Origin of the sequence: Salinispora mooreana (assembly GCF_000379065.1) — a bacterium.
GTDB classification, from domain to species: domain Bacteria; phylum Actinomycetota; class Actinomycetes; order Mycobacteriales; family Micromonosporaceae; genus Micromonospora; species Micromonospora mooreana.
This window is the reverse complement of the sequence record NZ_KB900614.1, coordinates 2115235-2138116: the sequence shown is the minus strand read 5'-3', so window position 1 is coordinate 2138116 and position 22882 is coordinate 2115235. Positions and strand designations below refer to the sequence as shown.

General features: G+C 68.0%; 18 protein-coding genes, 1 pseudogene and 1 riboswitch. Of the genes and pseudogenes, 9 read left to right on the top strand and 10 right to left on the bottom strand.

All coding sequences use genetic code 11. The annotated features are described in order from the left end of the window. The first annotated feature begins 34 nt into the window (after positions 1-34). Positions 35-2518, top strand: coding sequence for a DNA gyrase/topoisomerase IV subunit A (locus tag SALPAC6_RS0110225; RefSeq protein ID WP_018253323.1), 2484 nt, complete (start codon positions 35-37; stop codon positions 2516-2518). A gap of 1 nt (position 2519) precedes the next feature. Here SALPAC6_RS0110225 and SALPAC6_RS0110220 read toward each other — a convergent pair whose 3' ends face one another. From SALPAC6_RS0110220 to pseB, 6 genes are read right to left on the bottom strand one after another with little or no spacing between them, the layout of a single operon-like run. After that, positions 2520-3584 (bottom strand): PseG/SpsG family protein, encoded by a 1065-nt coding sequence (locus SALPAC6_RS0110220; protein ID WP_018253322.1) that lies wholly within the window; start codon positions 3582-3584, stop codon positions 2520-2522. Continuing rightward, on the bottom strand, positions 3581-4312 hold the full coding sequence (locus tag SALPAC6_RS0110215) for a cytidylyltransferase domain-containing protein (RefSeq protein WP_018253321.1): 732 nt from the start codon (positions 4310-4312) through the stop codon (positions 3581-3583). Before SALPAC6_RS0110215 ends, SALPAC6_RS0110220 begins: the two co-directional genes overlap by 4 nt. Next, positions 4309-6084 (bottom strand): methyltransferase domain-containing protein, encoded by a 1776-nt coding sequence (locus SALPAC6_RS0110210; protein WP_050563494.1) that lies wholly within the window; start codon positions 6082-6084, stop codon positions 4309-4311. Before SALPAC6_RS0110210 ends, SALPAC6_RS0110215 begins: the two co-directional genes overlap by 4 nt. A 22-nt stretch (positions 6085-6106) precedes the next feature. Then, positions 6107-6964: a hypothetical protein gene (locus tag SALPAC6_RS0110205; protein WP_018253319.1), complete on the bottom strand. Its 858-nt coding sequence runs from the start codon at positions 6962-6964 to the stop codon at positions 6107-6109. A gap of 10 nt (positions 6965-6974) precedes the next feature. Next, positions 6975-8120 carry a DegT/DnrJ/EryC1/StrS family aminotransferase gene (locus SALPAC6_RS0110200; protein WP_188115241.1) on the bottom strand — a complete coding sequence of 382 codons (1146 nt, stop codon included), beginning with the start codon at positions 8118-8120 and terminating at the stop codon, positions 6975-6977. A gap of 5 nt (positions 8121-8125) precedes the next feature. Next, positions 8126-9103, bottom strand: a complete 978-nt coding sequence (pseB, locus tag SALPAC6_RS0110195; protein ID WP_026189512.1) for a UDP-N-acetylglucosamine 4,6-dehydratase (inverting) — start codon at positions 9101-9103, stop codon at positions 8126-8128. 245 nt (positions 9104-9348) lie between these two features. Between pseB and SALPAC6_RS0110190 the strand changes: the two genes are divergently transcribed. From SALPAC6_RS0110190 to SALPAC6_RS0110170, 5 genes are read left to right on the top strand one after another with little or no spacing between them, the layout of a single operon-like run. Further along, positions 9349-9591, top strand: a complete 243-nt coding sequence (locus tag SALPAC6_RS0110190; RefSeq protein WP_026189511.1) for an acyl carrier protein — start codon at positions 9349-9351, stop codon at positions 9589-9591. After that, positions 9572-10333, top strand: a complete 762-nt coding sequence (locus SALPAC6_RS0110185; protein ID WP_018253315.1) for an SDR family NAD(P)-dependent oxidoreductase — start codon at positions 9572-9574, stop codon at positions 10331-10333. The genes SALPAC6_RS0110190 and SALPAC6_RS0110185 overlap by 20 nt, the downstream gene beginning before the upstream one ends. Further along, the gene (locus SALPAC6_RS0110180; protein ID WP_018253314.1) at positions 10330-11727 is read left to right on the top strand and encodes an AMP-binding protein; all 1398 of its coding nucleotides are present in this window, start codon (positions 10330-10332) and stop codon (positions 11725-11727) included. The genes SALPAC6_RS0110185 and SALPAC6_RS0110180 overlap by 4 nt, the downstream gene beginning before the upstream one ends. Then, positions 11721-12770, top strand: coding sequence for a LuxE/PaaK family acyltransferase (locus SALPAC6_RS0110175; RefSeq protein WP_018253313.1), 1050 nt, complete (start codon positions 11721-11723; stop codon positions 12768-12770). Before SALPAC6_RS0110180 ends, SALPAC6_RS0110175 begins: the two co-directional genes overlap by 7 nt. Then, a complete protein-coding gene (locus SALPAC6_RS0110170) occupies positions 12767-13990 on the top strand; it encodes an acyl-CoA reductase (protein WP_018253312.1) in 1224 nt (407 codons plus the stop codon). The genes SALPAC6_RS0110175 and SALPAC6_RS0110170 overlap by 4 nt, the downstream gene beginning before the upstream one ends. Before the next feature lie 118 nt (positions 13991-14108). Here the strand turns inward: SALPAC6_RS0110170 and pseI are convergent, their stop codons facing one another. From pseI to SALPAC6_RS0110150, 4 genes are all read right to left on the bottom strand, one after another. Further along, positions 14109-15161: a pseudaminic acid synthase gene (gene pseI, locus SALPAC6_RS0110165; protein WP_018253311.1), complete on the bottom strand. Its 1053-nt coding sequence runs from the start codon at positions 15159-15161 to the stop codon at positions 14109-14111. After that, positions 15158-15661 (bottom strand): GNAT family N-acetyltransferase, encoded by a 504-nt coding sequence (locus SALPAC6_RS0110160; RefSeq protein WP_026189510.1) that lies wholly within the window; start codon positions 15659-15661, stop codon positions 15158-15160. The genes pseI and SALPAC6_RS0110160 overlap by 4 nt, the downstream gene beginning before the upstream one ends. Further along, on the bottom strand, positions 15658-16761 hold the full coding sequence (locus SALPAC6_RS0110155) for a glycosyltransferase family 2 protein (protein WP_018253309.1): 1104 nt from the start codon (positions 16759-16761) through the stop codon (positions 15658-15660). Before SALPAC6_RS0110155 ends, SALPAC6_RS0110160 begins: the two co-directional genes overlap by 4 nt. Before the next feature lie 522 nt (positions 16762-17283). Then, positions 17284-18111, bottom strand: coding sequence for an alpha/beta fold hydrolase (locus SALPAC6_RS0110150; protein ID WP_026189509.1), 828 nt, complete (start codon positions 18109-18111; stop codon positions 17284-17286). A 338-nt stretch (positions 18112-18449) separates the two neighbouring features. Between SALPAC6_RS0110150 and SALPAC6_RS25700 the strand changes: the two are divergent. From SALPAC6_RS25700 to SALPAC6_RS30075, 3 genes and pseudogenes are all read left to right on the top strand, one after another. After that, positions 18450-18949, top strand: a pseudogene (locus SALPAC6_RS25700) (transposase family protein); the annotation flags it as partial. 339 nt (positions 18950-19288) lie between these two features. Next, positions 19289-19423, top strand: a riboswitch (cyclic di-AMP (ydaO/yuaA leader). A gap of 222 nt (positions 19424-19645) precedes the next feature. Then, entirely contained in the window at positions 19646-20506 is an 861-nt protein-coding gene (locus SALPAC6_RS0110140; RefSeq protein WP_026189507.1) for a C39 family peptidase, read from the top strand. 1322 nt (positions 20507-21828) lie between these two features. Further along, the gene (locus SALPAC6_RS30075) at positions 21829-22863 is read left to right on the top strand and encodes a stealth family protein (RefSeq protein WP_223874434.1); all 1035 of its coding nucleotides are present in this window, start codon (positions 21829-21831) and stop codon (positions 22861-22863) included. The last annotated feature ends 19 nt before the right edge of the window (positions 22864-22882 follow it).

Genomic DNA, 22882 nt, shown 5'->3' with positions numbered 1-22882 from the left:
GAGCACGGAAACAGTCCGAGGGGAAAGCTGAGTCATGGCACGCCGCAAGGGCCCGAAGGTCGACCTGTCCGCGTTCGACCAGGCGGGCGCACGGGTTTTCGACAATCCGCTGGTCACCGAGGTCTCCGACTCCTACCTGGAGTATGCGTTCTCGGTCATCCACTCCCGCGCCCTGCCGGATGCCCGAGACGGGCTCAAGCCGGTGCACCGACGCATCCTCTGGTCGATGTACGAGTCCGGCCACCGCCCGGACCGGGGGCACGTCAAATCCGCCCGGGTGGTCGGCGACGTGATGGGTAAGTACCACCCCCACAGCGACGTGGCGATCTATGACGCGCTGGTCCGGCTGGCGCAGGATTTCTCCCTGAACGCGCCCCTGATCGACGGGCACGGCAACTTCGGTAGCCCCGACGACGGTCCGGCCGCGGCCCGCTACACCGAAGCCCGGATGTCGCGGGAGGCGATGCTGCTCGTCGGTGAGCTGGGTGAGGAGACGGTTGACCTGGGGCCGAACTACGACGGTTCGTTGACCCAGCCCACCGTGTTGCCGGCCGCCTTCCCGAACCTGCTGGTCAACGGTGCCTCGGGGATCGCGGTCGGGATGGCGACCAACATGATCCCGCACAACCTCGGTGAGGTGGTCTCCGCCGCGCGTTGGCTGATCAACCACCCGGACGCCACGCTGGACAAGCTGATGGAGTTCATTCCGGGGCCGGACCTGCCGACCGGTGGGCTACTGCTTGGTCTGGACGAGGTACGGCGGGCGTACGAGACCGGCCGTGGTGTGGTGCGGATGCGCGCCAAGGTGGAGATCGGCCCGATCGAGGGCAGCCGTGGCCGGCAGGCGATCACCGTCGTCGAGCTGCCCTACGGCATCGGTGCCGAGAAGGTCATCGCCGCAGTCACCAACGAGGTCACGAAGACCAAGCGGCTCACCGGGATCGCCGACGTCAAGGATCTCACCGACCGGGAGAACGGCACCCGGCTGGTCATCGAGTGCAAGGTCGGGGTGAACCCGCAGGTGCTCCTCGCCGACCTCTACCGGCTTACCCCGCTGGAGCAGTCGTTCGGTGTCAACAACCTGGTACTGGTGGACGGGCAGCCGCAGACCCTGGGGTTGAAGGCCCTGCTGGAGGTCTTCCTGGCCCACCGGTACGAGGTGGTGACCCGACGCAGCACGTACCGGAAGCGTCGGCGGGAGGAGCGGCTGCACCTGGTGGACGGGCTGCTGGTCGCGTTGCTCGACATCGACCAGGTGGTCAAGCTGATCCGGGGCAGTGAGGACGCGCAGGCCGCGAAGGACGGTCTCATGCGGCGCTTCGGGCTCTCCGAGATCCAGGCGACCTACATCCTTGACACACCGCTGCGGCGGCTCACCAAGTACGACCGGTTGGAGTTGGAGGCCGAGCAGGAGAGGCTGCGTGGCGAGATCGCCGAGCTGTCCCGGCTCCTGGACGACCCGAAGGTCCTGCGGAAGGTTGTCTCCAGCGAACTGGGCGCGGCGGTGAAACAGTTCGCCGCGCCGCGCCGCACCACCCTGGTTGACGGGGACCTGAAGGAGGTGCTCGCCGCGTCTGTGCCGGCCGGCCCACTGGAGGTCGCCGACGACCCCTGCCAGGTGATCCTCTCGTCGACCGGACTGGTGGCCCGGACCGCCGCCGAGTCGGAGGAGGCGGTCGAGGGGCATCGCCGGCATGGCCGGGTCCGGCACGACGCGGTTCGCGCCGTCGCCCACTCCACGGCCCGCGGTAAGGTTTTGCTGGTCACCAGTGGTGGCCGGGCATTCAAGGTGGACGTGTTGCCGCTGCCGGTGCTACCTGAGCAGTCCGGCACGGTCTCCCTGCGCGGTGGGATGTCCGCGGCCGAGTTGGTGCCGCTGGCGCCGGGGGAAACGGTGGTGGGGATCGCGCCGCTCGGCGCGTCTGCGGAGGGATCGCCGGGGCTGGCTCTCGGCACCCGGCAGGGCATGGTGAAGGTCGCAGCGCCGGACTGGCCGGTGCGCGCCGACGAGTTCGAAGTGATCAGCCTCCGGGACGGGGACGAGGTGGTCGGTGCGACCTGGCTGACCGGCGGAGCTGAGAGTCTCGCCTTCGTCACCTCGGAGGCATCGCTGCTGCGCTACCCGGCGGGGTTGGTCCGTCCGCAGGGGTTGCGGGGCGGTGGCGTCGCTGGGGTCAGCCTCCCCGGTGCCGCGCGCGTGGTCTACTTCGGCGCGGTCCGTACCGACGATCCCGCCCACGGTGAGCCGATGGTGGTGACCTCGACCGGCGCCACGGTGAAGGTGACGCCGTTCGCGGCCTATCCGGCGAAGGGGCGGGCGACCAGTGGCGTACGCTCTCAGCGTCTTCTCAAGGGGGAGACCGAGGTGGTCGTCGCCTGGGTCGGTCCGCGCCCGATCGGTGCGACAGCGAACGGTGAGCCGGTGGAGCTGCCCGCGGCCGACCCGCGCCGCGACGGCAGCGGTTTCGCTGTGCTGCTCGGCCCCGCCGTGATCGGCCATCAGATCGACCGCGACTGACCTACCGTAGGCCGCCAGGAGCGGGCGCCCCGACCAGCTCCTGGACGGCATCAGCCACGCGGGCCCGGCCTCGTCCATCCACCATGGCCCAGGCTCGGGCGGCGAGTTCGGCCCGGTACTCGGCAGAGGTGAGCAGCTTGCGCAGGGTCCGGACGGCATTGGTGCGGGCGGAGTTCCCGGCCGGTCCGGTGACGGTGAGCTCGGGCAGCTCGCCGAGCCCGGCCGCGATGCCCTCCCGGATCACCCGGTGGTACGAGTCGCGTTGGTTGTCCACCACGCAGACCAGCGCCGAGGGGGCACCGAGGCAACAGAGCTCCCAGGTGGACGTGCCCGCGGCGGAGACCACCAGGTCCGCCATGGCGATCAGGTCTGGCAACGTGTCGGTGGGGGGCACCGTCCGCACCGTCTGCTGGGGGCCACGGCGGAGCATCGCCAACTCCGTTCCGATCGATTCGCGCGCGACGACCACGGTCAGGTCCAACGGTTGTCCGGTGGCGAGTAGTAGCCGGGTCAGCGGCGTGGCGGCACCGAACGCGTCGGTGCCGCCGAAGAAGGCGAGCACCCGGGGCCGAGCGGTCGGCGTCGGCGGTCGAGGTGCGGCTGGCCGCCGGTCGAGTATCTCCCGGCGGAGCAGGGTGTAGTCGGTGCCCGCGAGTAGCCGGTGGGATGCTGCGATGCGACCGGCGCCGAGGTTTTGGTCCAGGTACAGGTCGGCGTCCTGACCGCGGGTGTCCCCGTCCACCACGGCGAGGGTACGAATGCCCGCCGCCCGTAGCACTCCGGCGCAGGCGGGGTCCAGCTCGTACGAGTCCAGGACGAGCACGTCCAACTGGTGCTCGCGGGCCACCGCCACCAACTCGCTCGGGGTGTCCGGTCCGGGATAGCGCGGGATGCCCTGGTCACCGAGCTGGCGGGCGGCCCAGCCCACGTCGGCCACGTTGCCGAGCAGCTCGACGTGGGCGTTTCGGGCGAGAAGCTCCTCGCCCAGGGCGAGGCAGCGGATGAGGTGGCCGACGCCACGAAGCGGGCCCGCATCGCAGCGCAACCCGACCCGGAGCGTCCTCACGCCTCCTCCAGCCGTTTTTGCCGGACGTCGGCGTTGAGGGTCCGCAGTGCTGGTTGGTCGGCGAGCCAGTCGGCGAGCGTGGCCAGCGGCACGGTGACATCACCGAAGTGGTCGGCTACCGCGCGTACCAGGGCCAGGTCCTGCTCGGTGTCAAGGGTGAGCCTCAGGTCGGAGCGGTCGGGGGTGAGGGTCACCCCAAGCACCCGGAACATTTCCGGACGGGTGTACGCGTACGAGGTGACGTGGACCCGGTGATGGTCGGTGGCGATCCGGTGCAGGGTTCGCAGCGCGTCCGCGTGGATAATCTCGACATCCAGGCCCCGGGGCAGGGTGCGGGCGATCGAGGTACTCACGTAGTCGAGGCCGGGGACTGCCTGGTAGACGTCTGCGACGAGGCGGACGACCGCCGGGTCGAGTAGGGGACAGTCGGCGGTGAAGCGGGCCACCGCGTCCCCCGGGTGCGCGTCGAATGCGCCGATGAAGCGGTCGAGGACGTCGTCCACCGGTCCGCGGTGGCAGGCGACGTCGAGCTTGGCGCACTCGTCCACGACCGCGTCATCACCTGGCTCGGTGCTGGTGGCCACGACCAGGTCGGACAGCCTTTCGCTTTCCCGGGCGGCCCGGACCACCCGGCCGAGGACGCTACGTCCGGCGAGCGGACGCAGCACCTTGCCGGGAAGCCGGGACGAACCCATCCGGGCCTGGACGATGCCGACGATGCGGGTCACTGCTGCTCACCCCGCACCGCCCGCTGCTTCAGCGCCCTACGTAGGCGTCGCTTCAGCGCCCTGGCGGCACGTCTGGCCCAGCGGGCTGGGGTGATGACCAGTCGGCCCAGCCGGAAGCTGACCGACCCGCTCAACACTTTGATCATGCTGTCCGCTCGGCGTAACGCCCGTTCCCGGCTGGTGATCAGGTCTTCGGTCCAGCGCAGCACCGCCTGTATCCGGCCCAGTTCCTCGCGCTGGCGTAGCCACGCCTCGTGTAGCTGTTGGTAACTTCGGGTGCCGGGGGGCGGTGAGTTTGGCTCCAAGGCGTTCAACTCGTCAAGAAGCTTCTCTTCGCCTGCCGCGTCCACACCTGTCATTGCGGCGACGAGCGCCGCCTCGGTCTCCACCGCCACGCGGACAGTGGCCCGGTCGAGGTCACGACCAGCCACCCCGCCAAGAACAACGGTGAGCCCAGCCAGGTCGAGAGTGGAAGACCAGGGGTGGGAGTAGCCGCCCGTCAGCAGGGTGGTGGCGAACCGCCAGAGGCCGCGGGCCAGCGCGACATCCACCGGAAGCGGGGCGGCAGCCCGCCAGCTCGGGTCAAGTACGGCAAACCGCTCTCCGTCCACCACCACGTTGTCGAACCCGGCCAGTGCCGGCGCGCCGAAGATCCGGCCGTCAACGGTGAACGAGTCGAGCCAGTGGGCGTATCCGGAGAGCAACGCCCGTAGCTGCGCCAGGTCCTGCCGTAGGCAGGCGTCCAACAGCAGGGTGCGCAGGAGGCGGCCAGACGGAACCGGCCCGGTCAGCGCTCCGGGATCCCGGTACGCCGGGCTGGCACTCGGCGCGGTTCGCAACGGCGGCTGGGTAACCTGCCAATGCCAATCCTGCCCGGCGGTCACCACCTCGATTCCCCCCACGTCGGGCGGACCGGTGTGGACCAGCGCCACCGGCAGGTCGGTCGGCTCCGCCGCCGGGAGCGGGCCGCGCCGGGCATGCACCACCCACGCGGGGGCGAGCCCCGAGGCTAGCCCGGCGTGCAGCGCGTCCACCGCGAGTCGGGCCGGGTCCTGAAGGACCGACTGGTCGGCGTACCCGTCCGCGCAGGAATTGTGGAGCACGGCGTCGAGCAGGCCGGCGGAGGTCCCCTGGTCGAGTGCTCCGGTAGCCACTAGCGCGGTTACCGCCTTGGGGTGCGGATACGCCGCGAAAGCAGTGTCTGGGATGAGGCCGACATCGGCGAGGCGGCTGCGCAACTGGTCGAGGTTGGCGGGGTGGCCGGCATCCAGAACCCCTTCCACGGTCCACCGGTTGTCGTCCCGGGCGGCGTACCAGGGGGATATGTCAACGATCCGGTGCAGACCCACGGGATTGTCCATACGTAGCAGCAGGGTCCCGCCCGGACGTAACCTGTCGGCCAGCACGGCCAGCACTCCGTCCCAACCGAGACGGGCTCCCTCAATGGATTCCATCGAGTCCAGCCCGGACGTGGCGATAACCACGTCATATGTCTCGTCGGCGGGCAACCCCGCCGGGCCGCCGACGATCACTCGGACCGTGCGGTGCGCCGCATGTTCGGCCAGCGCCACCCCGTCCACGTGGCTGCGGAGCAGACAGGTTACCTCGGCCTGGGCCAGCCGATCGAGGACGCCGGGCGCGTGCGGCCCAGCCAGTAGCACCCGAGCGCCGGCCGGCACCACCCGGGCGCTGAGGGCGCCGAGGGGCCCGCCGTCGGTCAGCTCCTCGGTATGGAGGTCGGACCAAGCCAGCATCTCGCCGCCGGGCAGCATGATCTGCTGGGCTTGGTCGGTGTCAGTCGTCAAGGTCACTCTCCTGAGGGTGCGTCCAGCCGAGCAACTCGCGTAGCTCGGCGGGGGCGCAGCGATGGTCGGTGCCCAGTTCGGCGCGGGCGATGTCAACGGCGGTGGACAGATTGACCGACTCACCGTGAAGTTCCGGCCACTGTCTACGAATCCGAGCGGTGCCGCCGAAGGTGGGATCTTCGTCGGCGAGCACCATCGGATCACCGTAGACAGCCGGCTCACACCCGGCGGCGATGCCGTAGAAGATGGCGCTGGTCAGCCGGTTGGAGGCGACCCGCTGGTGCCGGCGCAGCTCGGTGAGCTGCTTGTCGAGGAAGAGCGGGTCGGTGTCCCGCCACCAGTGGCCGCGGTAACCGTGACAGATGACCCGGAAGCCGGCCTTCTCGTAGAGCTGACGTACCCGGCGCATGCCGTACTCGTGCCAGTAGAGGCACACCGTCACCGGACCGGGCTCGGTCGCCCGGATCCGGGCGATCAGTTCCTTGTGGTCGCCCTTGACATGCTGCCCCTCCCAGCCATGGAACGGGTACCAGATGGTGCCCTCCCGTACCGTCGGCTTGGCCTTCGACGGTTGGGGATCCGTCGGACGCAGCGCGAGCAGGTAGGCGAATGGTGCCCCGACAACGACGACGTTTCGCCGTCCCACTGCCCAGGCCCGGCGACGGGTCTGGGCAGACCAGAGCAGACTCGGTGTTCGCTCGACGTACGGATGGCCGGGTGCCAGCCCGTCGCCGATGTTCCAGCCGTGCTGAACATAGCCGTTGATCCGGGGCGGGTGCCGGTCGCCGAACCCGCAGTATCGGGCTAGCACGTGGGCGTGGCCGTAGAAGTGGTTGGCGTGATGCATCGGTTCCGTCTCACACAGTGGTCGGCGCCGGTGCCCGCAGCGCGGTGGTGAGGGCGTCAACGACCCGTTCCTGGTCGGTGTCACTGAGCCCTGGGTACAACGGAAGGGAGAGCTGCTGATCGTAGAACGCCTCGGCGACCGGACAGGACCCGCGCCGGTAGCCGAGGTCGGCGAAGACCGGGTGGAGGTGCGCCGGAAGGTAGTTGACCTGCACCCCGATGCCGGCGGCCCGCATCCGGTCGTAGACTTCGCGCCGCCGCCCGTCGAGCACCCGGATCGGGTACAGGTGCCAGGCTGGGCGGGCCCAATAGCGGCGGGTGGGAAGCAGCACCCCGGGCAGGTCGGCGAGAGTCTCATCGTACCGTCGCACGAGACGTTCCCGGGCGGTGAGGAACTCGCCGAGCCGGCGCAGCTGGCTGCGGCCGAGCGCACAGAGCACGTCGGGCAGTCGATAGTTGAGGCCGAACTCGTGCACCTCCTGGTGCCAACCGCCCTCGTCCGGCCAGCGCTGTTCGGCCCGGCTCCGGACCAGGCCGTGGTTGCGGAACCGGCGGGCGCGCTCCAGCACGGCCGGGTCGGTGGCTGCGACCGCGCCGCCCTCCGCGGTGGTGAGGTTCTTCGTGGGGAAGAACGAGAACGTGGTCAGGTCAGCCAGCGAGCCGACCGGCTGGCCGCGGTAGGCGGCACCGATGGAGTGCGCGGCGTCGGCGAGTAGTAGTGCGTCGCTGCCGGACAGGGCTGGACGGAGGGCGTCGTAGTCGGCCGGGTGGCCGGCGTAGTCCACCGCCGCCACCACTCGGGTGCGTGACGTGACCGCGGCGGCGGCCGCCCCCGGGTCCAGGGTGAAGGTCCCCTCCTCGACATCGGCGAAGACCACCGTGGCGCCGAGGGCGACGGCGGTGCTGGCGGTGGCCACGAAGGTCATCGGCGGCACGACCACCTCGTCGCCGGGACCAACCCCGGCCGCCGCGTAGGCGGTGTGCAGTGCGGCGGTGCCGTTGGCGACCACGGCGCAGTCGACTCCGCCGGTCCAGCGCGCCAAGTCACCCTCGAACGCCGATACCTGGGGGCCGGTGGTGAGCCAGTCCCCCCGGAGAACGTCGGCGACCGCGGTCACATCGTCCTCGACGATGGACTGGCGGCCGTACGGGAGCATGGCCGTCACGCGGTGATCCTGAGCATGTCGCGCATCTGGTCTGGGGTGAGCCACAGGTCGTTGCTGTCCGACTGGTAGGCGAACCCGTCCGGCACCGGCTCGCAGTCACTCGGAGGCTGGTAGCCCCAGGTGGCGATGGTCGGCTGCACGATGAACCGGTCGGCGGCCCGCAGCGTGCGGCGGCTGTCGTCCGGCGCGATCATCTCCTCGTGCAGCTTCTCGCCTGGGCGAATGCCGATCTCGTGCGTGGTGGCCTCCGGGGCGACCGCCTCGACCAAGTCGAGGATGCGCATGCTGGGGATGCGTGGCACGAACAGCTCGCCGCCCTGCATCTGCTCAAATGAGTCCAAGACGAACTGGACCGCCTGCTCCAGGGTGATCCAGAACCGGGTCATTCGCTTGTCGGTGATGGGCAGGCTCCGGCCCTCGGCGGCGAGTCGCCGGAACAGCGGCACCACCGAGCCACGGCTGCCCATCACATTGCCGTAGCGGACCACGGCGAAGCGGGTCGGGTGACCGGCGGCGTAGTGGTTGGCCGAGATGAAGAGTTTGTCGGCAACGAGCTTCGTTGCCCCGTACAAGTTGATCGGGCTGGATGCCTTGTCGGTGGAGAGTGCGATGACCCTCTGCACTCCGGCCTCGATGGCGGCATCAACGACGTGCTGGGAACCGGTGATGTTCGTAGCGATGAATTCCGAGGGGTTGTACTCGGCGGTATCGACCTGCTTGAGGGCGGCGGCGTGCACCACGAAGTCGATGCCGTGCATTGCCCGGGTGAGTCGGTGTCGGTCCCGGATGTCGCCGATGAACCAGCGAAGACGTGGATCGTTGCCAAGTTCCCGACGAAATTCGTACTGCTTGAGCTCGTCTCGGGATAGCACCACTACCCGAGCCGGTGTCGCTTGGGTGAGGATGTTTCGGAGAAATGCCTTCCCGAAGGAGCCGGTTCCTCCGGTAATCAAGATGGATGAACCGTCTAACACGCTCAACTTTGGTACTCCGTTCCTGCTTATGCGGCTACCGCGCTCGGGGTCTGTGGTGGCGCTGGGGCGCGATTGGTCGGGTGTCGTCGTTTCCCGGTGCTGCACTTCGCGGTTGGCCGTGCGAATGCTAGCAGCTTTTCGGGCAGTTGCGGCAGCCCAGTTTGGCGTCCAAGTTTGGCGCAACTTTTTCAGCTACACTCGGCCGTCGATCCGGCCGCGTGTGCCGGATGGTGAGGAGTGTCGCGGTGGAACTCGAACGACTTAGAAAAGTCTTTCGTAATTCCTTAGAAATTCCGAATGAACTTCCGGTAGACGACTTGGAATATCGGGGTAGCGCGCAGTGGGACTCGCTTGCGCACATGTCCCTGGTCGCCGCGATCGAGGACGAGTTCGAGGTGATGCTCGACACTGACGAGGTGATCGACCTCAGCTCCTTCCACCGCGCGCAGCAGATTCTGGAGAAGCACGGTGTCGTCCTCGCCGACTGAGCAGCCTGAACTGACGGACCCGCGGTACGCGCTGATCACCGGCTCGACTCGTGGAATCGGTCGGGCTGTCGCGACCCGCCTGGCCACGGCGGGCTACGCTGTCGCCGTTCACGGCCGGACTCTCGGCGACGCCGAGCAGGTTGCCACGGCACTGCCGGGTGGCCCGCATCTGGCGGTGCACGGTGACGTCGCGGACCCGGAGCAGGTCCGCGCGCTGATCCGGCTCGTATTCCAGCGCTGGCGCCGGCTGGACGCACTCGTGGTCAACGCCGGAGTGCACGCGGCGGGTCTACTCGGTTCAGTCGCCGATCCGACGATCGAACGGCTCTTCTCGGTCAACGCTGTCGGCGCGGCGCATACCCTCCAGCAGGGCGTTCGGCTGCTGCGGCGGGGACAACGCCCAGCGGCGGTGCTCACCGCCTCGGTGGTGGGCACCGCCGGGGCCGCAGGCCAGGCCGTCTACGCCGGCAGTAAGGCGGCAATTGAGGGGCTGACTCGGGCCGCCGCGAAGGAACTCGGTCCGGCGGGAATCCGGGTCAACGCGGTGGCGCCCGGCTTCATCCGTACCGACCTGCTCGCTGACCTGGACGCCGAAGGCCGGGCGGCCAGGATCGCGGCGACACCGCTGGGCCGGTTTGGGGAGCCGGAGGAGGTCGCCGAGGTGGTGGCCTTCCTAGTGGACCCGGCGGCGAGCTTCGTGACTGGTCAGGTGGTCGGAGTGGACGGCGGTCTCACCCCATGAACGGCCTGCTGCACCCCGACACTCGTCTGGTCGACGCGGCCAACGGTGCCACGCTCGGCGGCGTCGACCTACATCACCGGGTCGCGGACCTTGCCGCCGCACTGGACCGGGAGCCGCCTGGAACGATGCTGGCCGCCATGCCCACCACGGTCGCCGCGGTCCTGCGGTTCCTCGCGGCGCTGCACGCCAGCCGGCCGATTGCCCTGGTTGATCCGCGAGTCGATCGGGAGCGGTTGGCCGAGTTGGCCGATCGCTTTCGTCCGGCGGTGCTGTGCAGTGACGCCGAGGTGCTGCCCGGGTATCGCGCCGGGCCGGACCGGCGGCTGGGTGACTACCAGCGTCGCACCGGGGAGGCCGGGCCGGCCCCGCACCCCGACCTGGCGCTGCTGCTGACCACCTCCGGCTCGACCGGCAGTCCCAAGCTGGTCCGGCTCTCCCGGGCGGCGGTGCTGGCCAACGCCGCGGCAATCGGCGCGGCGCTTGGGCTCGACGGCGACGAGGTCGCGCCGACCAGCCTGCCGCTGCACTACACCTTCGGGCTGTCGGTGCTCACCAGTCACCTACACGCCGGCGCCACCGTGGTGGTCGAGGAGAACGCGCTGACGACGCGGGACTTCTGGTCCAGCATGGACCGGAATCAGATCACCTCGCTGGCCGCAGTGCCATACCAGTACGAAATGCTGCGCCGGCTTCGCTTCGACCCCGCCCGCTACCCCCGGCTGCGGACGCTGACCCAGGCCGGCGGACGGCTGAATCCTGACCTGGTCGAGGAGTTCCATCGCCGGATGGCCGCGGTTGGCGGGCGGTTCTTCGTCATGTACGGGCAGACCGAGGCCACCGCGCGCATGACCGTGCTGCCTGCGGACCGACTCCCCGCGAAGCTGGGCTCGGTGGGTGTTCCGGTGCCCGGTGGTGCGATCACTGTCAACCCGGGCGAGGGGCCCGAGACGACCGAGCCGGGACGCACCGGCGAGATCATCTACCGGGGCGACAACGTGATGATGGGGTACGCCGAGACCGCTGCTGACCTGGCCCGGGGCGATGATCTGGGCGGGGTGCTGCGTACCGGCGATCTCGGCCGACTGGACGACGAGGGCTTCCTCTACATCACCGGGCGTACCAAGCGCATCGCCAAGATTTTTGGGGTGCGGGTCAACCTCGACGATGTCGAGCGGTCACTCGCACAGCATGGGCCGCTCGCGGCCGTGGCTGGCCCAGATCGCTTGGTGCTGGTCGCTGAGGGCGCCGACGACGACCGGCGGGCCCGAATTCGAGCCGAGGCTGCCGAAGGGCTGGGCACCCACTCCTCCGGAATCCTGGTCCGCAGCGTTGACGCGCTGCCGCTGACCGCCACCGGAAAGCCTGACTACCGAGCCCTGGAGGACCAGTGCTGACCGACGTGTTCACGCTGCCCCAGCCAGACAAGGAGAAGCAGCTACGTGACGAGCTGAACGCCTTGGTGTCGCACCATCGGCGGTCCTGCCCGCCGTATGCCCGGATCATGGACGCACTCGATGTCAGCGAGGAAGCGCCGACTGTGGCCGAGCTGCCCTGGCTGCCGGTCCGGCTATTCAAGACCAAGAAGCTGGTGAGTGTTCCTGAGGACCAGGTGATCCGGGTGCTCACCTCCAGCGGAACCACCGGTGCGGTGAGCCGGATCCACCTGGATCGGGCGGCGGCGTCCACCCAGTCCCGGATGCTCGCCCGGACCCTCGCGACCGTGCTCGGCCCACGCCGGCTACCAATGCTGGTCGTGGAGGGTCGTGGGGTGGTCGGCGACCGTCGCTCCTACTCTGCTCGGGGCGCGGGTGCGCTCGGCATGGTGAACTTTGGTCGGGACCACCACTGGCTGCTTGACGCCGACGGCCGACCGGATGTCGAGGCGCTACGGGCCTTCCTGGACCGGCACGGTCGTGCACCCTTCCTGATCTTCGGGTTCACCTTCATGGTCTGGAGCTACCTCTACGAGGTGGCCTGCGAGCACGGACTGGATCTTTCCCAAGGCATCCTGGTGCACTCCGGTGGCTGGAAGAAGCTCGCCGACCGGGCGGTCGACAACACAGAGTTTCGTCGCCGCTTCGGTGTGGACACCGGTCTGACGCGGATTCATAACTTCTACGGAATGGTCGAGCAGATCGGCACGGTCTTTCTGGAGGGCCCGGAGGGCGGCTCGCTCTACTGCCCAGACTTTGCCGACGTGATCATCCGGGACCCGGTGACCTGGCAGGAGGCGCCGGTGGGTACGCCGGGCGTCATCGAGGTACTAAGCACCCTGCCGACCTCGTACCCCGGGCATGTGCTGCTCACCGAGGACCTTGGCGTGGTGCACGGGATCGACGACGGGAACTGGCCTGGTAAGCGGTTCAGCGTGCTCGGCCGGTTGCCCCGCGCTGAGGCGCGCGGCTGTAGCGACACCTATCAGGGAGGTACCCCATGACGCTCCGGATGCGTTTCCCTGCCGGCGGGGCCGCCTCCGTGGCGGACCTGCTGGCTCCGGGTGAGGCGGAGCCGCTGGCGGTCGGAGATCCGCGGATGGTGGACTTCCTGGCTGCGGTCGCCAAGCGGCTACTCGCCCCGGCGCTGGCCCGGCGGCACCCGGAGCTGGGCTCCCTCGGTTTCTTCCTCCGCCGCCGGGAACTGCTGGGCGCGGTCGAACGGCTGCACTCCACGCTGGGCCCGGACACGCTCGTGTTTCCCCGAGGGCGAGTGTTCCACGTACCACCGGCCAATGTAGACACTATCTTCGTCTACTCGTGGGCGCTCTCCGCGTTGGCAGGTAACACCAACGTGGTCCGGGTGTCGCCGCGTTCCGCGGCGGCCGCCGACGCGGTACTTGAGGCGCTCAACGCCAGCCTCGCCGAGGCCGACCCGGTGGTGGCCCGCACCCAGCTCATGGTTACCTACGGTCACGATGACGCGGTGACCGCCCGGCTGAGTGCCACCAGCGACCTGCGCGTCCTCTGGGGCGGGGACCGGGCGGTGGAGAACCTTCGACGGCATCCGCTCGCACCGGCAGCCCGGGACCTCACCTTCCCTGATCGGTCGTCCTTCGCCATGTTGTCGGTGCCCGGCTGGGCGGCGGCGTCGCCGCAACGGCGGCGGGACGCCGCCAACGCGTTCGCCAACGACGCGTACTGGTTCGATCAGGCGGCCTGCGCCTCTCCCCGTACCGTCTTTCTGGTTGGCGCGGCGGAGCAGGCAGAGGAGGTCCGGGCCGAGTTCGTCGCCCTGCTGGACGACGTGGTCCGGGAGCGCGGCTGGGACGTGGACGCGGCAATGGCGGTGGAGAAGCGGGTCGGCGCGTACGGGCTGGCTGCCGATGGGGGAGTGCGGCGGATGGTCTTCCACCGCAATGCCCTGGCAACCCTGGACCTGGCCGAGGTCTCCGCCACCCCGCGGCACTGGCTCGGCGCCGGCACCTTTCCCTTCGTCACGGTGCCTGACCTGACGGAGCTGGTGCCGTTCGTGCGTCGCCGCGACCAGACTCTCACCCACTTCGGCTTTGATCGGGATGAGCTGACGGCACTAGCCCGGAGTCTAGGGGGGCGGGGAGTCGACCGCATCGTGCCGTTCGGCGCGGCGTTGACCTTCGCTCCGGTGTGGGACGGTCACGATTTGCTGCGGGAGTTTGTTCGGCTGGTCACGGTCAACGACTGAGGACAGCTGCGGCCGGGCGGAGCAGACAGCTCGCAGACCGGACGGCAACTCCAGTGCACCCCGCCTGCGCTACAAGGGGCCCGAGGCGATCAGTACCGCGGGCCCCGTTCGATTCCGGCTAGATCTGTTCCCAGCTCAGCGGAGTGCCGCGTCGCACGTCCTGGGTGAAGGTGCGTCCGAGCACCCGGTCCAACTCGTCCGGGGGTAGGCCACCGGCCGGTCGGATGGATCGGATGTTCGCCGGGGTCACCGGCTCTCCGGCCCGCACATCGGCGACCACGTGCAGGGAACGACGGAAGCGCAGACCCTCACGTTCGGTGGGGGTGGGGCCGACCGCAGCGCTACCCATCGCCGCCCACGCCCGCTCGGTCTCCACCCGCAGCGCGGCCAACTCGGCTGGTTCCAGCGAGAAGTCCGAGTCCACGCCCCCGTCGGCCCGGGCCAGCGTGACGTGCTTCTCGACCAGACAGGCCCCCAACGCCACCGAGGCCACCGGCACGCCGATGCCCGGGGTGTGGTCGGAGAGGCCGACCGGCACGCCGAAGGCGTCGGCCAGCACCGGTATGCGGCGTAGGTTACTGTCTCGCGGAGGCGCCGGGTAGGAGGCGGTACAAGCCAGGAGCACCACGCCGTCGGCGCCACCCTCGCGGGCCGCCCGGACCGCGGCGTCGATCTCCGCCATCGTGGCCATCCCCGTGGAGATGACCAGTGGTTTACCGGTGCTCGCGACCAGCCGGATCAACGGCAGGTCCACCAGTTCCGAGGAGGCGATCTTGTACGCCGGGGCGTCCAACTCCTCCAGCAGCGCCACTGCGGTGTGATCGAACGGCGAGGAGAAGACAGTCAGTCCGTGCCGGCGCGCCCGCTCGAAGAGCGGTCCATGCCACTCGTACGGCGTGTGCGCCCGCTGGAAGAGCTGGTAGAGGTTTTCGCCGCCCCACAGGTCGTGCCCGTCGGAGATGCGGAAGGCCGGGCTGTCGTGGTCGATGGTGATGGTGTCCGGCGTGTACGTCTGCAGCTTGAGTGCTTGTGCACCGCTCGCCGCCACGGCGTCCACAATCTCTAGCGCCCGGTCCAGGCTGCCGTTGTGGTTACCGGAAACCTCGGCGACCACGAGTGGCGGCTCGCCCAGGCCTACCAGGTGCGGTCCGATCTTCACTGTGCTGCTCATGCGCTCCTACTCAACTCTGTCCACACCACTTGGCGTGCCGTACCATCAACTATCCGTTCATAGCGTCGGACAACCCGGAACCCAAAGCGCCGATGCAGCGCCAACACTGGTCGGTTGTCGGCCAGGGTCTCCCCGCCGAGAGTCTGGGCGGCGAGCGGCCCAAGGGCGTGGTCGATCGCCGCCCGCTGAAGCCCCATCCAGGCCGGCAGCAACTCCCCGCGCTCCTCGAGGCCCTCGATGTCCAGGTAAAACCCCCAGGTCACAGCCCTATCCGGGGAGGTCACGCCGGTGAAGGTCACTACGCCGGCCGGTTGCCCGTCGTGTAGGTAGATGAACACCCGGCGGTCGGGTTCCTCCCGCACAGCCGACCACCAGGCCCGGTGCTCCGCCGAGCCGATCTCGTGCTGGGTCAAGCTCATGCCGCGTACCTGGGGGTGGTTGCGCCAGTGTCGCATCCGGTCGAGGTCTCCGGCGTCGGCCGGACGTAGCGTCGCGGTCATTGCGAAGCCGTCAGCTTGTCGGGCTGCTGCCCGCCGGAGACCGCCGTGGGGCCGGTAGCCGGGACAGCACCGGGCTTCGACGGAGGCCGCTTGGTGAGCCGATGCGCGGTGCGCAGCGCGGTGTAGAGCAGGTAGCTGTTCATCGCAAGGAGACGATGTTTCAGACCTTTCACCCCGCTGGGGCGAGGGTAGCCGCCGGCCGGCTGGTAGCGCTGGTACTGGGCGGCCGCCTTCCGGAAGAAGGGGCGGCGTAGCTTCGCCGGCATTCGATTGTCGTTGCCCACCACCACGAGCAGGTGACTGACCATCAACCCGAACAGGTCGGCATGCAGTTTGGTCTGCTGAGGATAGGCGGTAGACAACCATTCGAATAGTCGTTCGTATTGGTTGAGTGCGTCGAAGTGTCGTTCGCTGGGAGTGGCGGTGATTGCGCCGGGTCGGTCCAGGCGGTAGTAGTAGCAGACCCGATCGAGGACCGCGATCCGCTCCGCCGCGATAAGCAGTGGGTGGCTGAATGGGATGTCCTCGTACCAGCCGGGAAAGAAGAGCAGGCCCAGATTGTCGAGGAAGGTTCGGCGGATCACTTTGTTCCAGGCGGTGTGCTGGACCCGGAGCAGCTCTGGGCGTTCGGTCAGCCGGACGGAGCCGTCCACCCCTCGGAGTAGCGGGCTGCTAGCGTCGGTCTCTTCGCGGCCGTCGTCGTGTACGCGGAGATGATCCAGTAGCAGCAGGTCCGGCCGATCTGTGCGCAGTCGCCCTAACACTGCTGGTACCGAGCCCGGCGGCAACCAGTCGTCGCTGTCTACAAACCAGACGTACCGGCCGGTCGACGCCTTCAGCCCAGCGTTCCGGGCCAGGCCGAGCCCCACGTTGTTCGGCAACGTAACGGTACGCGTCACCGGGTGGCGGGTGGCGTACGCGTGCAGCAACTCGCCGCACCGGTCAGGCGACGCGTCGTCGACCGCGACCACCTCCACGTCGGCGGCATCGGTGTCGTTCAGCCCACCAAGGATCGAGTCGAGACACTGATGGAGATAGTTCTCAACGCGATATACGGGGACTATCACGCTCAGCAGTGGTTGGCGAGTTTTGGTGACCACTCGGAAAGGTTAGCGGAAGTGGGTAGTGGATCGCTGACCTCCGGGATGAGATTTCCTTGAACGGTTTTGAAGCGCTAGGTTAAGAAAAGGTTTTTCGCGATTGGGTCTGCTGCCTCGATAGGGATAACTGAGATGGTCTCCCTTGTGAGTTGGGGCTTGCGGGTGTCGCCAGGCCAAGATCGCCGATGCAGCCCTGGCCGGCGGGCGAAGCAAAGGGCGCCTTGCTGCGTGGTGGCGCCCCGAGTTCGGTCATGTCGTCAGCGCCTGAGGTCCGCTCGTGTGCGGGCATCGATGATGGCCTGCCGACTGGGGTCGTGTCGCCTGTCATGGGCAAGGTGCTGCGAACGCCCGGTCGTCGGTACCCACAACGGAGCCCGCACGCTCCGCGTGGGTGCTCGTAGGAGCGGCACGGGTTGTGATCGTCAACTCCCGGCGCCGAGTCACTCTCCGTAGAAGCTGATCAGGTCGTCGGCAGATCCGCGCACCTGCGCGGATCTGCCGACGAGCGGGTGTTGAACCGCATCACGTCATCGTGGCCTGCGAGGTGAGCCAACGATGCAACGTCGTGGCCAGTCGTACGGGCTGGTCAAGCTGAACCAGGTGACCAGCTCCATCGATCAACTCGAGTTGAGCGCCGGGGATGAGTTCTGCAAGTAGGTGAGCACGGTCAACAGGGATCCAGTTGTCATTCGTGCCCCACGCCACCAGGACCGGCAGGTCGAGACGCGGATAGAGCCCTTGAATCTCGTCTGTATAGGCCTGGTCCGCCTGGGCGATCTGTCGGTAGAACGCGGCTTGCCCGTCGGTATCGAGCCAGGGAGAAACGAGGGCCTGCATCTGGCCGGGCGTCAGGCCCACGTGACTGGCTCCTGCGATGTAGGCCCGTAGCGCTCCTTCGTGCACGGTGCTTGGAAGCACGTTGAAAGCCTCGGTGTTGTCGCGCACAAGCCGGAAGAAGTCCGACCCCCAGGGAGCCAGCGCCACCACGTCGACCAGCGCCAACGACGCGAAAGCGCATCCATGCAAGAGAAGGGCCCGCAACGCAACGGCACCGCCGTAGTCGTGAGCTACGACATGTGGGGACTGGAGATCCCAATGCGAGACGAGGCCAGTCAGCAACTCACCCTGAAGATCTAGTGACACTCGATGATCGGGAAACTTCGATGACTGCCCGTAGCCGGGCATATCCCAAAGGTAAACCGTGAACTCGCTGCTCAGGGCCTCAGCGTAGGGGCTCCACAGCTGCGAGGACCACGGGGTCCCATGACAGAACACGACGTCAGGCCCAGAACCCGTCCGACGCCATCGAACGTCGCGTCCGCGCCACTCGAACAGTTCCGTTAGATTCATATGGCCACACTGCCAGACGTTCCCGCCTTCCAAACAACCACGCCCACCAGTGCGTCACGCCAGTCAGCCCGATGCCCCGGCCCTGGCCCCTGGAGGGGATGCCGGCGCCCGAGTCGGGCACCACCCGTGATGACCAGACGGTAGCTGTCAAGTCACACTGAGCTCTCGCGTCGGCGAGTGACCCGAACCTATTCCGGAAGTCCGGCACGTACTGAACCCTTTCCACGCTGATCTTGCAGCTCAGGGTGGGTGCGATGGGCCCGGTGATCGAGGGGCGCGGGACTCCAGGTAGGACAGCAAGTCGCCCACAACCCGATACCCCGACCGGGAGCCTCGCCATGCTGTCCTATCCCGCATATTCCCGTTGTCCAGCCGGATCTTCAACCATCTCGCCGACCGCATCCGCGCCCACCGCCACCAGCGCAGATCCCGATGGAGGCGCCTGACACCGGGCCGCCAGACTCTGCTCGCCCTGGCCCACCTGCGCAACGGCGACACCTGTCCCCCGCCTCGCCGCCGGCTTCGAGATCGGCGTCGCGACCGCCTGGCGGTACGTCCAGGAAGCGATCTGCCTGCTCAGCGCCGCTGCCGAGGATCTGGACACCGCCATGCGGCGGATCCGGCTGCTGCCGTACGCGATCTACGACGGCACCCCGATCCCGATCGACCGGGTCGCCGACCAGAAGCCCTACCTCTCCGGGAAACACCAACGGCACGGCGTGAACGTGCAGGTCATCACGGACATCGCCGGGCGCCTCGTGGGGCTTCAGCCGCGCTGCCCGGCTCGACCCATGACCTGACCGCTGCCCGCGCCCACGGCATCAGCGAAGCGCTGACACCCATGCAGCCCTGGCCGGAGGGCGAACCAAAGGGTGCCTTGCTGTCGTGGTCGCACGTAGCCGATTTTTATGAGGCCGGTCATAGTTTGACCGAACCGGTCAAGTGCCTCAGATCGTTCGACTGCCCCAGTAAGTCTGTCCCAACTTTTGGTTAACCATCCCGTTCCTGTCCAGAAGTGCCGTGACCGTTCACCGTCCCATTGATTCGGAGCAGGGAGTACTGTCCGAAAATTTCTTCCATGATCTATGTTTCAGCAGGTCAAGGCGGGTTGGCGGTGTTGTGGTTGGCCAGTAGTGTCGGCGCGTCCGGTGCGGTCAACGATCGCAAGAGGCGACGCCGTGCCGACCCGCTCAATTGCCGAAAGGCGAACCGGGGACCCGTTCTACCTGGGGTGAATCCGCGACTTTCGCGGTAGGGCGCACTTCCCGTCCGAACCCGTCAGCTAACCCGGTCGGCGGTATTGGAAGGAGCCTGTTTTCGTGCAGCGTTATTCCGCTCAGCGGGCGTTCTGCCGCCATGGCGCTGCGGTGTCCGTGCCCGTCCGGCTTGCCGCCCGGCGCTGACCCGTCCCGCGTAGCCCGGCGGCTGGCCGGGCGTACTCCCCTCGTGGCCACCGGCGCACGAACTTCGGATCCGTGCGGCCCGCTTCTGCCTGCCCGCGCAACCGCTCGGTGCGCCACAGCCCCGACAGCCTGTGGAGGAACCCGTGACACATCGCCTCAAACGACAGCTCCGCCGTCTAACCCCGGAGCGCCCGTATCAGCTGGCCGCCGCCTCTGCTGCCGCACTTGTACTGGCCACTGGTGCCGGTGCCCTCGCCGTTGGCAGCGATGAGGACTCCACCTCGCCGCAGCTCGTCACCGCCACCTCCGGTGCCGGCAACGACCTCGCCGACTCGATCCCGGAGACGGTCGTGGTCAACGCCGCGCCGCCGAGCACGGAGCCGTCGAGCACGGAGCCGCCGAGCACGGAGCCGTCGAGCACGGAGCCGTCGAGTGTGACCACGGCAGACCCGGACCTGACCGAGGAGGCTGCACCGGAGCCACCAACCTCCAAGCTGCTGGAGTATGACTACCAAGCACAGATCAACTTCTACTACTGCGGCCCAGCCGCCGTCCGGAACGCCCTCAGCGCCACCGGTGTCGAGCGGACGCAGGATGAACTCGCTGGCCCACTCGGCACCGACCAGTTCGGCACCGACTCGGCCGAGGACACCACGCGGGTGCTCAATGCCGAGGTGGAGGGGGATCCCTACCAGACCCGGATGATCTCCGGCGGCTCGGCCACCTCGGCCCAGATGGACCAGCTTCAGGCCGACGTTGTCAAGGCCATCACCGAGGACCGGAGCGTGGTGGTGAACATCGCCGGCTCCGCCACCGACACCGCTGGCGGATGGCACTCCTTCCCGGGCGGCCACTACGTCGCCGTGGTCGGATACGACGACGATGGTCGTCTGGTCCAGATCGCCGACTCGGCGAACCCTGCGACCAGCTCGTACTGGATGACCACGATCGCCCTGGCGAATTGGGCCGCGACGCGCGGCTACTCCGCCTGACCGACCTTGCCCTTGCCCTGGCGGGCACCGAATCTCCTCCAGGTTCGGTGCCCGCCGCCATGCCGCATCGCCGGTGCGAGGGCAGGCCCACCACGACCTACAGCAGGTCGTCGCCGGGAGCACACGGGCCGAGAGCGCCGAACCCGGCTTGCTTGGGGACAGGCGGACTGCTGACCAGCGAAGTAGCCCGGTATACCCAAATCCCCAAATTTGACTTTAAAACGGCCATACCACTCTGTCGCGATCGCGACGGGGCCCTGGAAGGCGTGACCGGGAGGTGTGCGCGGAAAGTGCGTGGAAGGGCTATGGGATAGCTGCGGCGCCACTTCCCAGCGATTTGTCGGGTTTATGTCGCCCTGGCTTGTGCACCGCGAGGGTCTTACGGGCCGCGACCGCACTTGACGATCCCATTAGTAAGTACCACGATGGGCCGGACTCCCTACCGCCGGGCCCCAAGTCATGACTGCCCCCAGCATTGGACGGGCGCGACAAGCTTTGGCGGTGTCCTAGTGGAGCCTGTAGGCTTCCGCACTGCTGCCGGTATTCCGTGACCGTTCTCGAAACTGGATGCCGGTTGGGAGCCCGATCCTCCCGAGTGGGGGCTAGGTTGGAAGGATCTGTGCGTGTATCTATGGCGAGCGGTGCGGATGGCGGTTCCTCGCCCGCTCCGGCGGCGGGCGATTCGCATCCTTCCGCCTACGCGTCGACTCTGGCTGGTCCGCCGGGTGGTGCGGCCGCCGCAGGCGCGCGTGCTGCACAAGCATCCCGGGACCGACCTTGCGAAGGTACGAAACGGCACGGGCCGTCCGCGGACGGCCGCCCGCGTTGACGCCACGGCCTCGCCGCTGGATGTCCGTCGCGCCAATATCAACCGGGTAGCGGCCGCGTGGGAAGGCGCCGGCGTGCCCTACTTCCGGGTGCCGCAGCGGCAGGTCGGGCGTACCGTGCTCGGCGTCCTCGAGTCTTGGCGGGATCGGGTTGAAACGCTAGTCCGAGTTCAGTTGGCCGGCGATGGTGCGCGGGTGGCGACCGTCGGGACCGATGCAGGGCCCGCTAAGGGTGGACCGGCGCAGGTGGTCCGGGTCTGCTGGCCCGTCACCGACCTTCGAGGCAGCCTGGTCCTAGGGGATCAGTACGCCTGTGAGATTGAGTTTTGGCAAGAGCAGGACGGTCAGCTCGTCGCACCCCGTTCGAACCCCTCAGTCGAGGTGCTACCGGCCGACGCGTCAATCGTCGAGGCCCCCGACGCTACCTTCGATGGGCACTGGGGCAATGGGTCAACGAGCCACTACCGTACGCGTCGCCCCTTTCCTGTCAAATCAATGGACGCGGTGGACTTTCCGATCGATGTCGTCTACACCTGGGTCAACGGCGCCGATCCCGATTGGCTGGCCCGCAAGACTCGAGCGCTGGCTGAGAACGGTCGGGTCAGCGCTAATCGGCAGGCGGCGAACGGGTCACGGTATGTCTCCCGGGACGAGCTGCGCTACTCCATGCGCTCGCTGCACTACTACGCCCCCTGGGTGCGGAACGTCTTTCTGGTGACCGACGACCAGGTGCCCGCGTGGCTGAACGTCGACAACCCAAAGCTCAGACTGGTCAGTCATCGCGAGATCTTCGGCGACACCGGCCGGCTACCAACCTTCAATTCTCATGCGATCGAATCGCGGCTGCACCGCATTCCTGGGCTGGCTGAGCATTTCCTCTACCTTAATGACGATGTCTTTTTCGGCCGTCCTGTTACGCCGCAGACGTTCTTCACTCCGGGGGGCAGTAGCCGACTCTTCCTATCGGTGAATCGGGTCGACTCCGGGCCGCCCCTTGTCGATGAGCCGCCCGTCATGTCCGCCGGCAAGAACAACCGGGCCGTGATCGAGCGGGAGTTTGGTCGCTCTCTGGTGCGGAAGATGAAACACACGCCGCACGCGGCGCGTCGAAGCGTCCTTGAGGAGATTGAACGGCGATGCCCGGAGGAGGTTTTGGGTACTGCCGGGCGTCAGTTCCGCAATCCGGCGGACATCTCGATGTTGTCGTCCCTGCAGCACTACTGGGCATACCTAACCAGCCGGGCGGTACCGGGCGACATCAAGTACATGTATACGGATCTTGCGGATCCGGCTACTCCTGTTCGGCTGGCGCACGCGTTGCGACACCGGAACAACGATGTCCTTTTCCTGAACGGCACCGATGCCGAAGGGCTGCCGGCCAGCGAACAAACGGCGTTGCTGGAGGACTTCCTGCCAGCCTACTATCCGTTTCGGTCGCCGTACGAGACTGCCTCTTCGGCGGATGCCGGTGCGGGGGCCTTGCCACGCGAATCCGGCGTAACCGAGTTGATGGCCCCGACACCGCGGTGATTCAAGGTGCACCCGGGCG

Coding starts and splice junctions, on each gene's coding strand:
- SALPAC6_RS0110180 (WP_018253314.1), top strand. CDS start 10,330: ATGAACGGCCTGCTGCACCCCGACACTCGTCTGGTCGACGCGGCCAAC.
- SALPAC6_RS0110210 (WP_050563494.1), bottom strand. CDS start 6,084: ATGCTGCCCGGCGGCGAGATGCTGGCTTGGTCCGACCTCCATACCGAG.
- pseI (WP_018253311.1), bottom strand. CDS start 15,161: ATGAGCAGCACAGTGAAGATCGGACCGCACCTGGTAGGCCTGGGCGAG.
- SALPAC6_RS0110160 (WP_026189510.1), bottom strand. CDS start 15,661: ATGACCGCGACGCTACGTCCGGCCGACGCCGGAGACCTCGACCGGATG.
- SALPAC6_RS30075 (WP_223874434.1), top strand. CDS start 21,829: ATGGACGCGGTGGACTTTCCGATCGATGTCGTCTACACCTGGGTCAAC.
- SALPAC6_RS0110225 (WP_018253323.1), top strand. CDS start 35: ATGGCACGCCGCAAGGGCCCGAAGGTCGACCTGTCCGCGTTCGACCAG.
- SALPAC6_RS0110200 (WP_188115241.1), bottom strand. CDS start 8,120: ATGCTCCCGTACGGCCGCCAGTCCATCGTCGAGGACGATGTGACCGCG.
- SALPAC6_RS0110170 (WP_018253312.1), top strand. CDS start 12,767: ATGACGCTCCGGATGCGTTTCCCTGCCGGCGGGGCCGCCTCCGTGGCG.
- SALPAC6_RS0110150 (WP_026189509.1), bottom strand. CDS start 18,111: ATGAATCTAACGGAACTGTTCGAGTGGCGCGGACGCGACGTTCGATGG.
- SALPAC6_RS0110205 (WP_018253319.1), bottom strand. CDS start 6,964: ATGCATCACGCCAACCACTTCTACGGCCACGCCCACGTGCTAGCCCGA.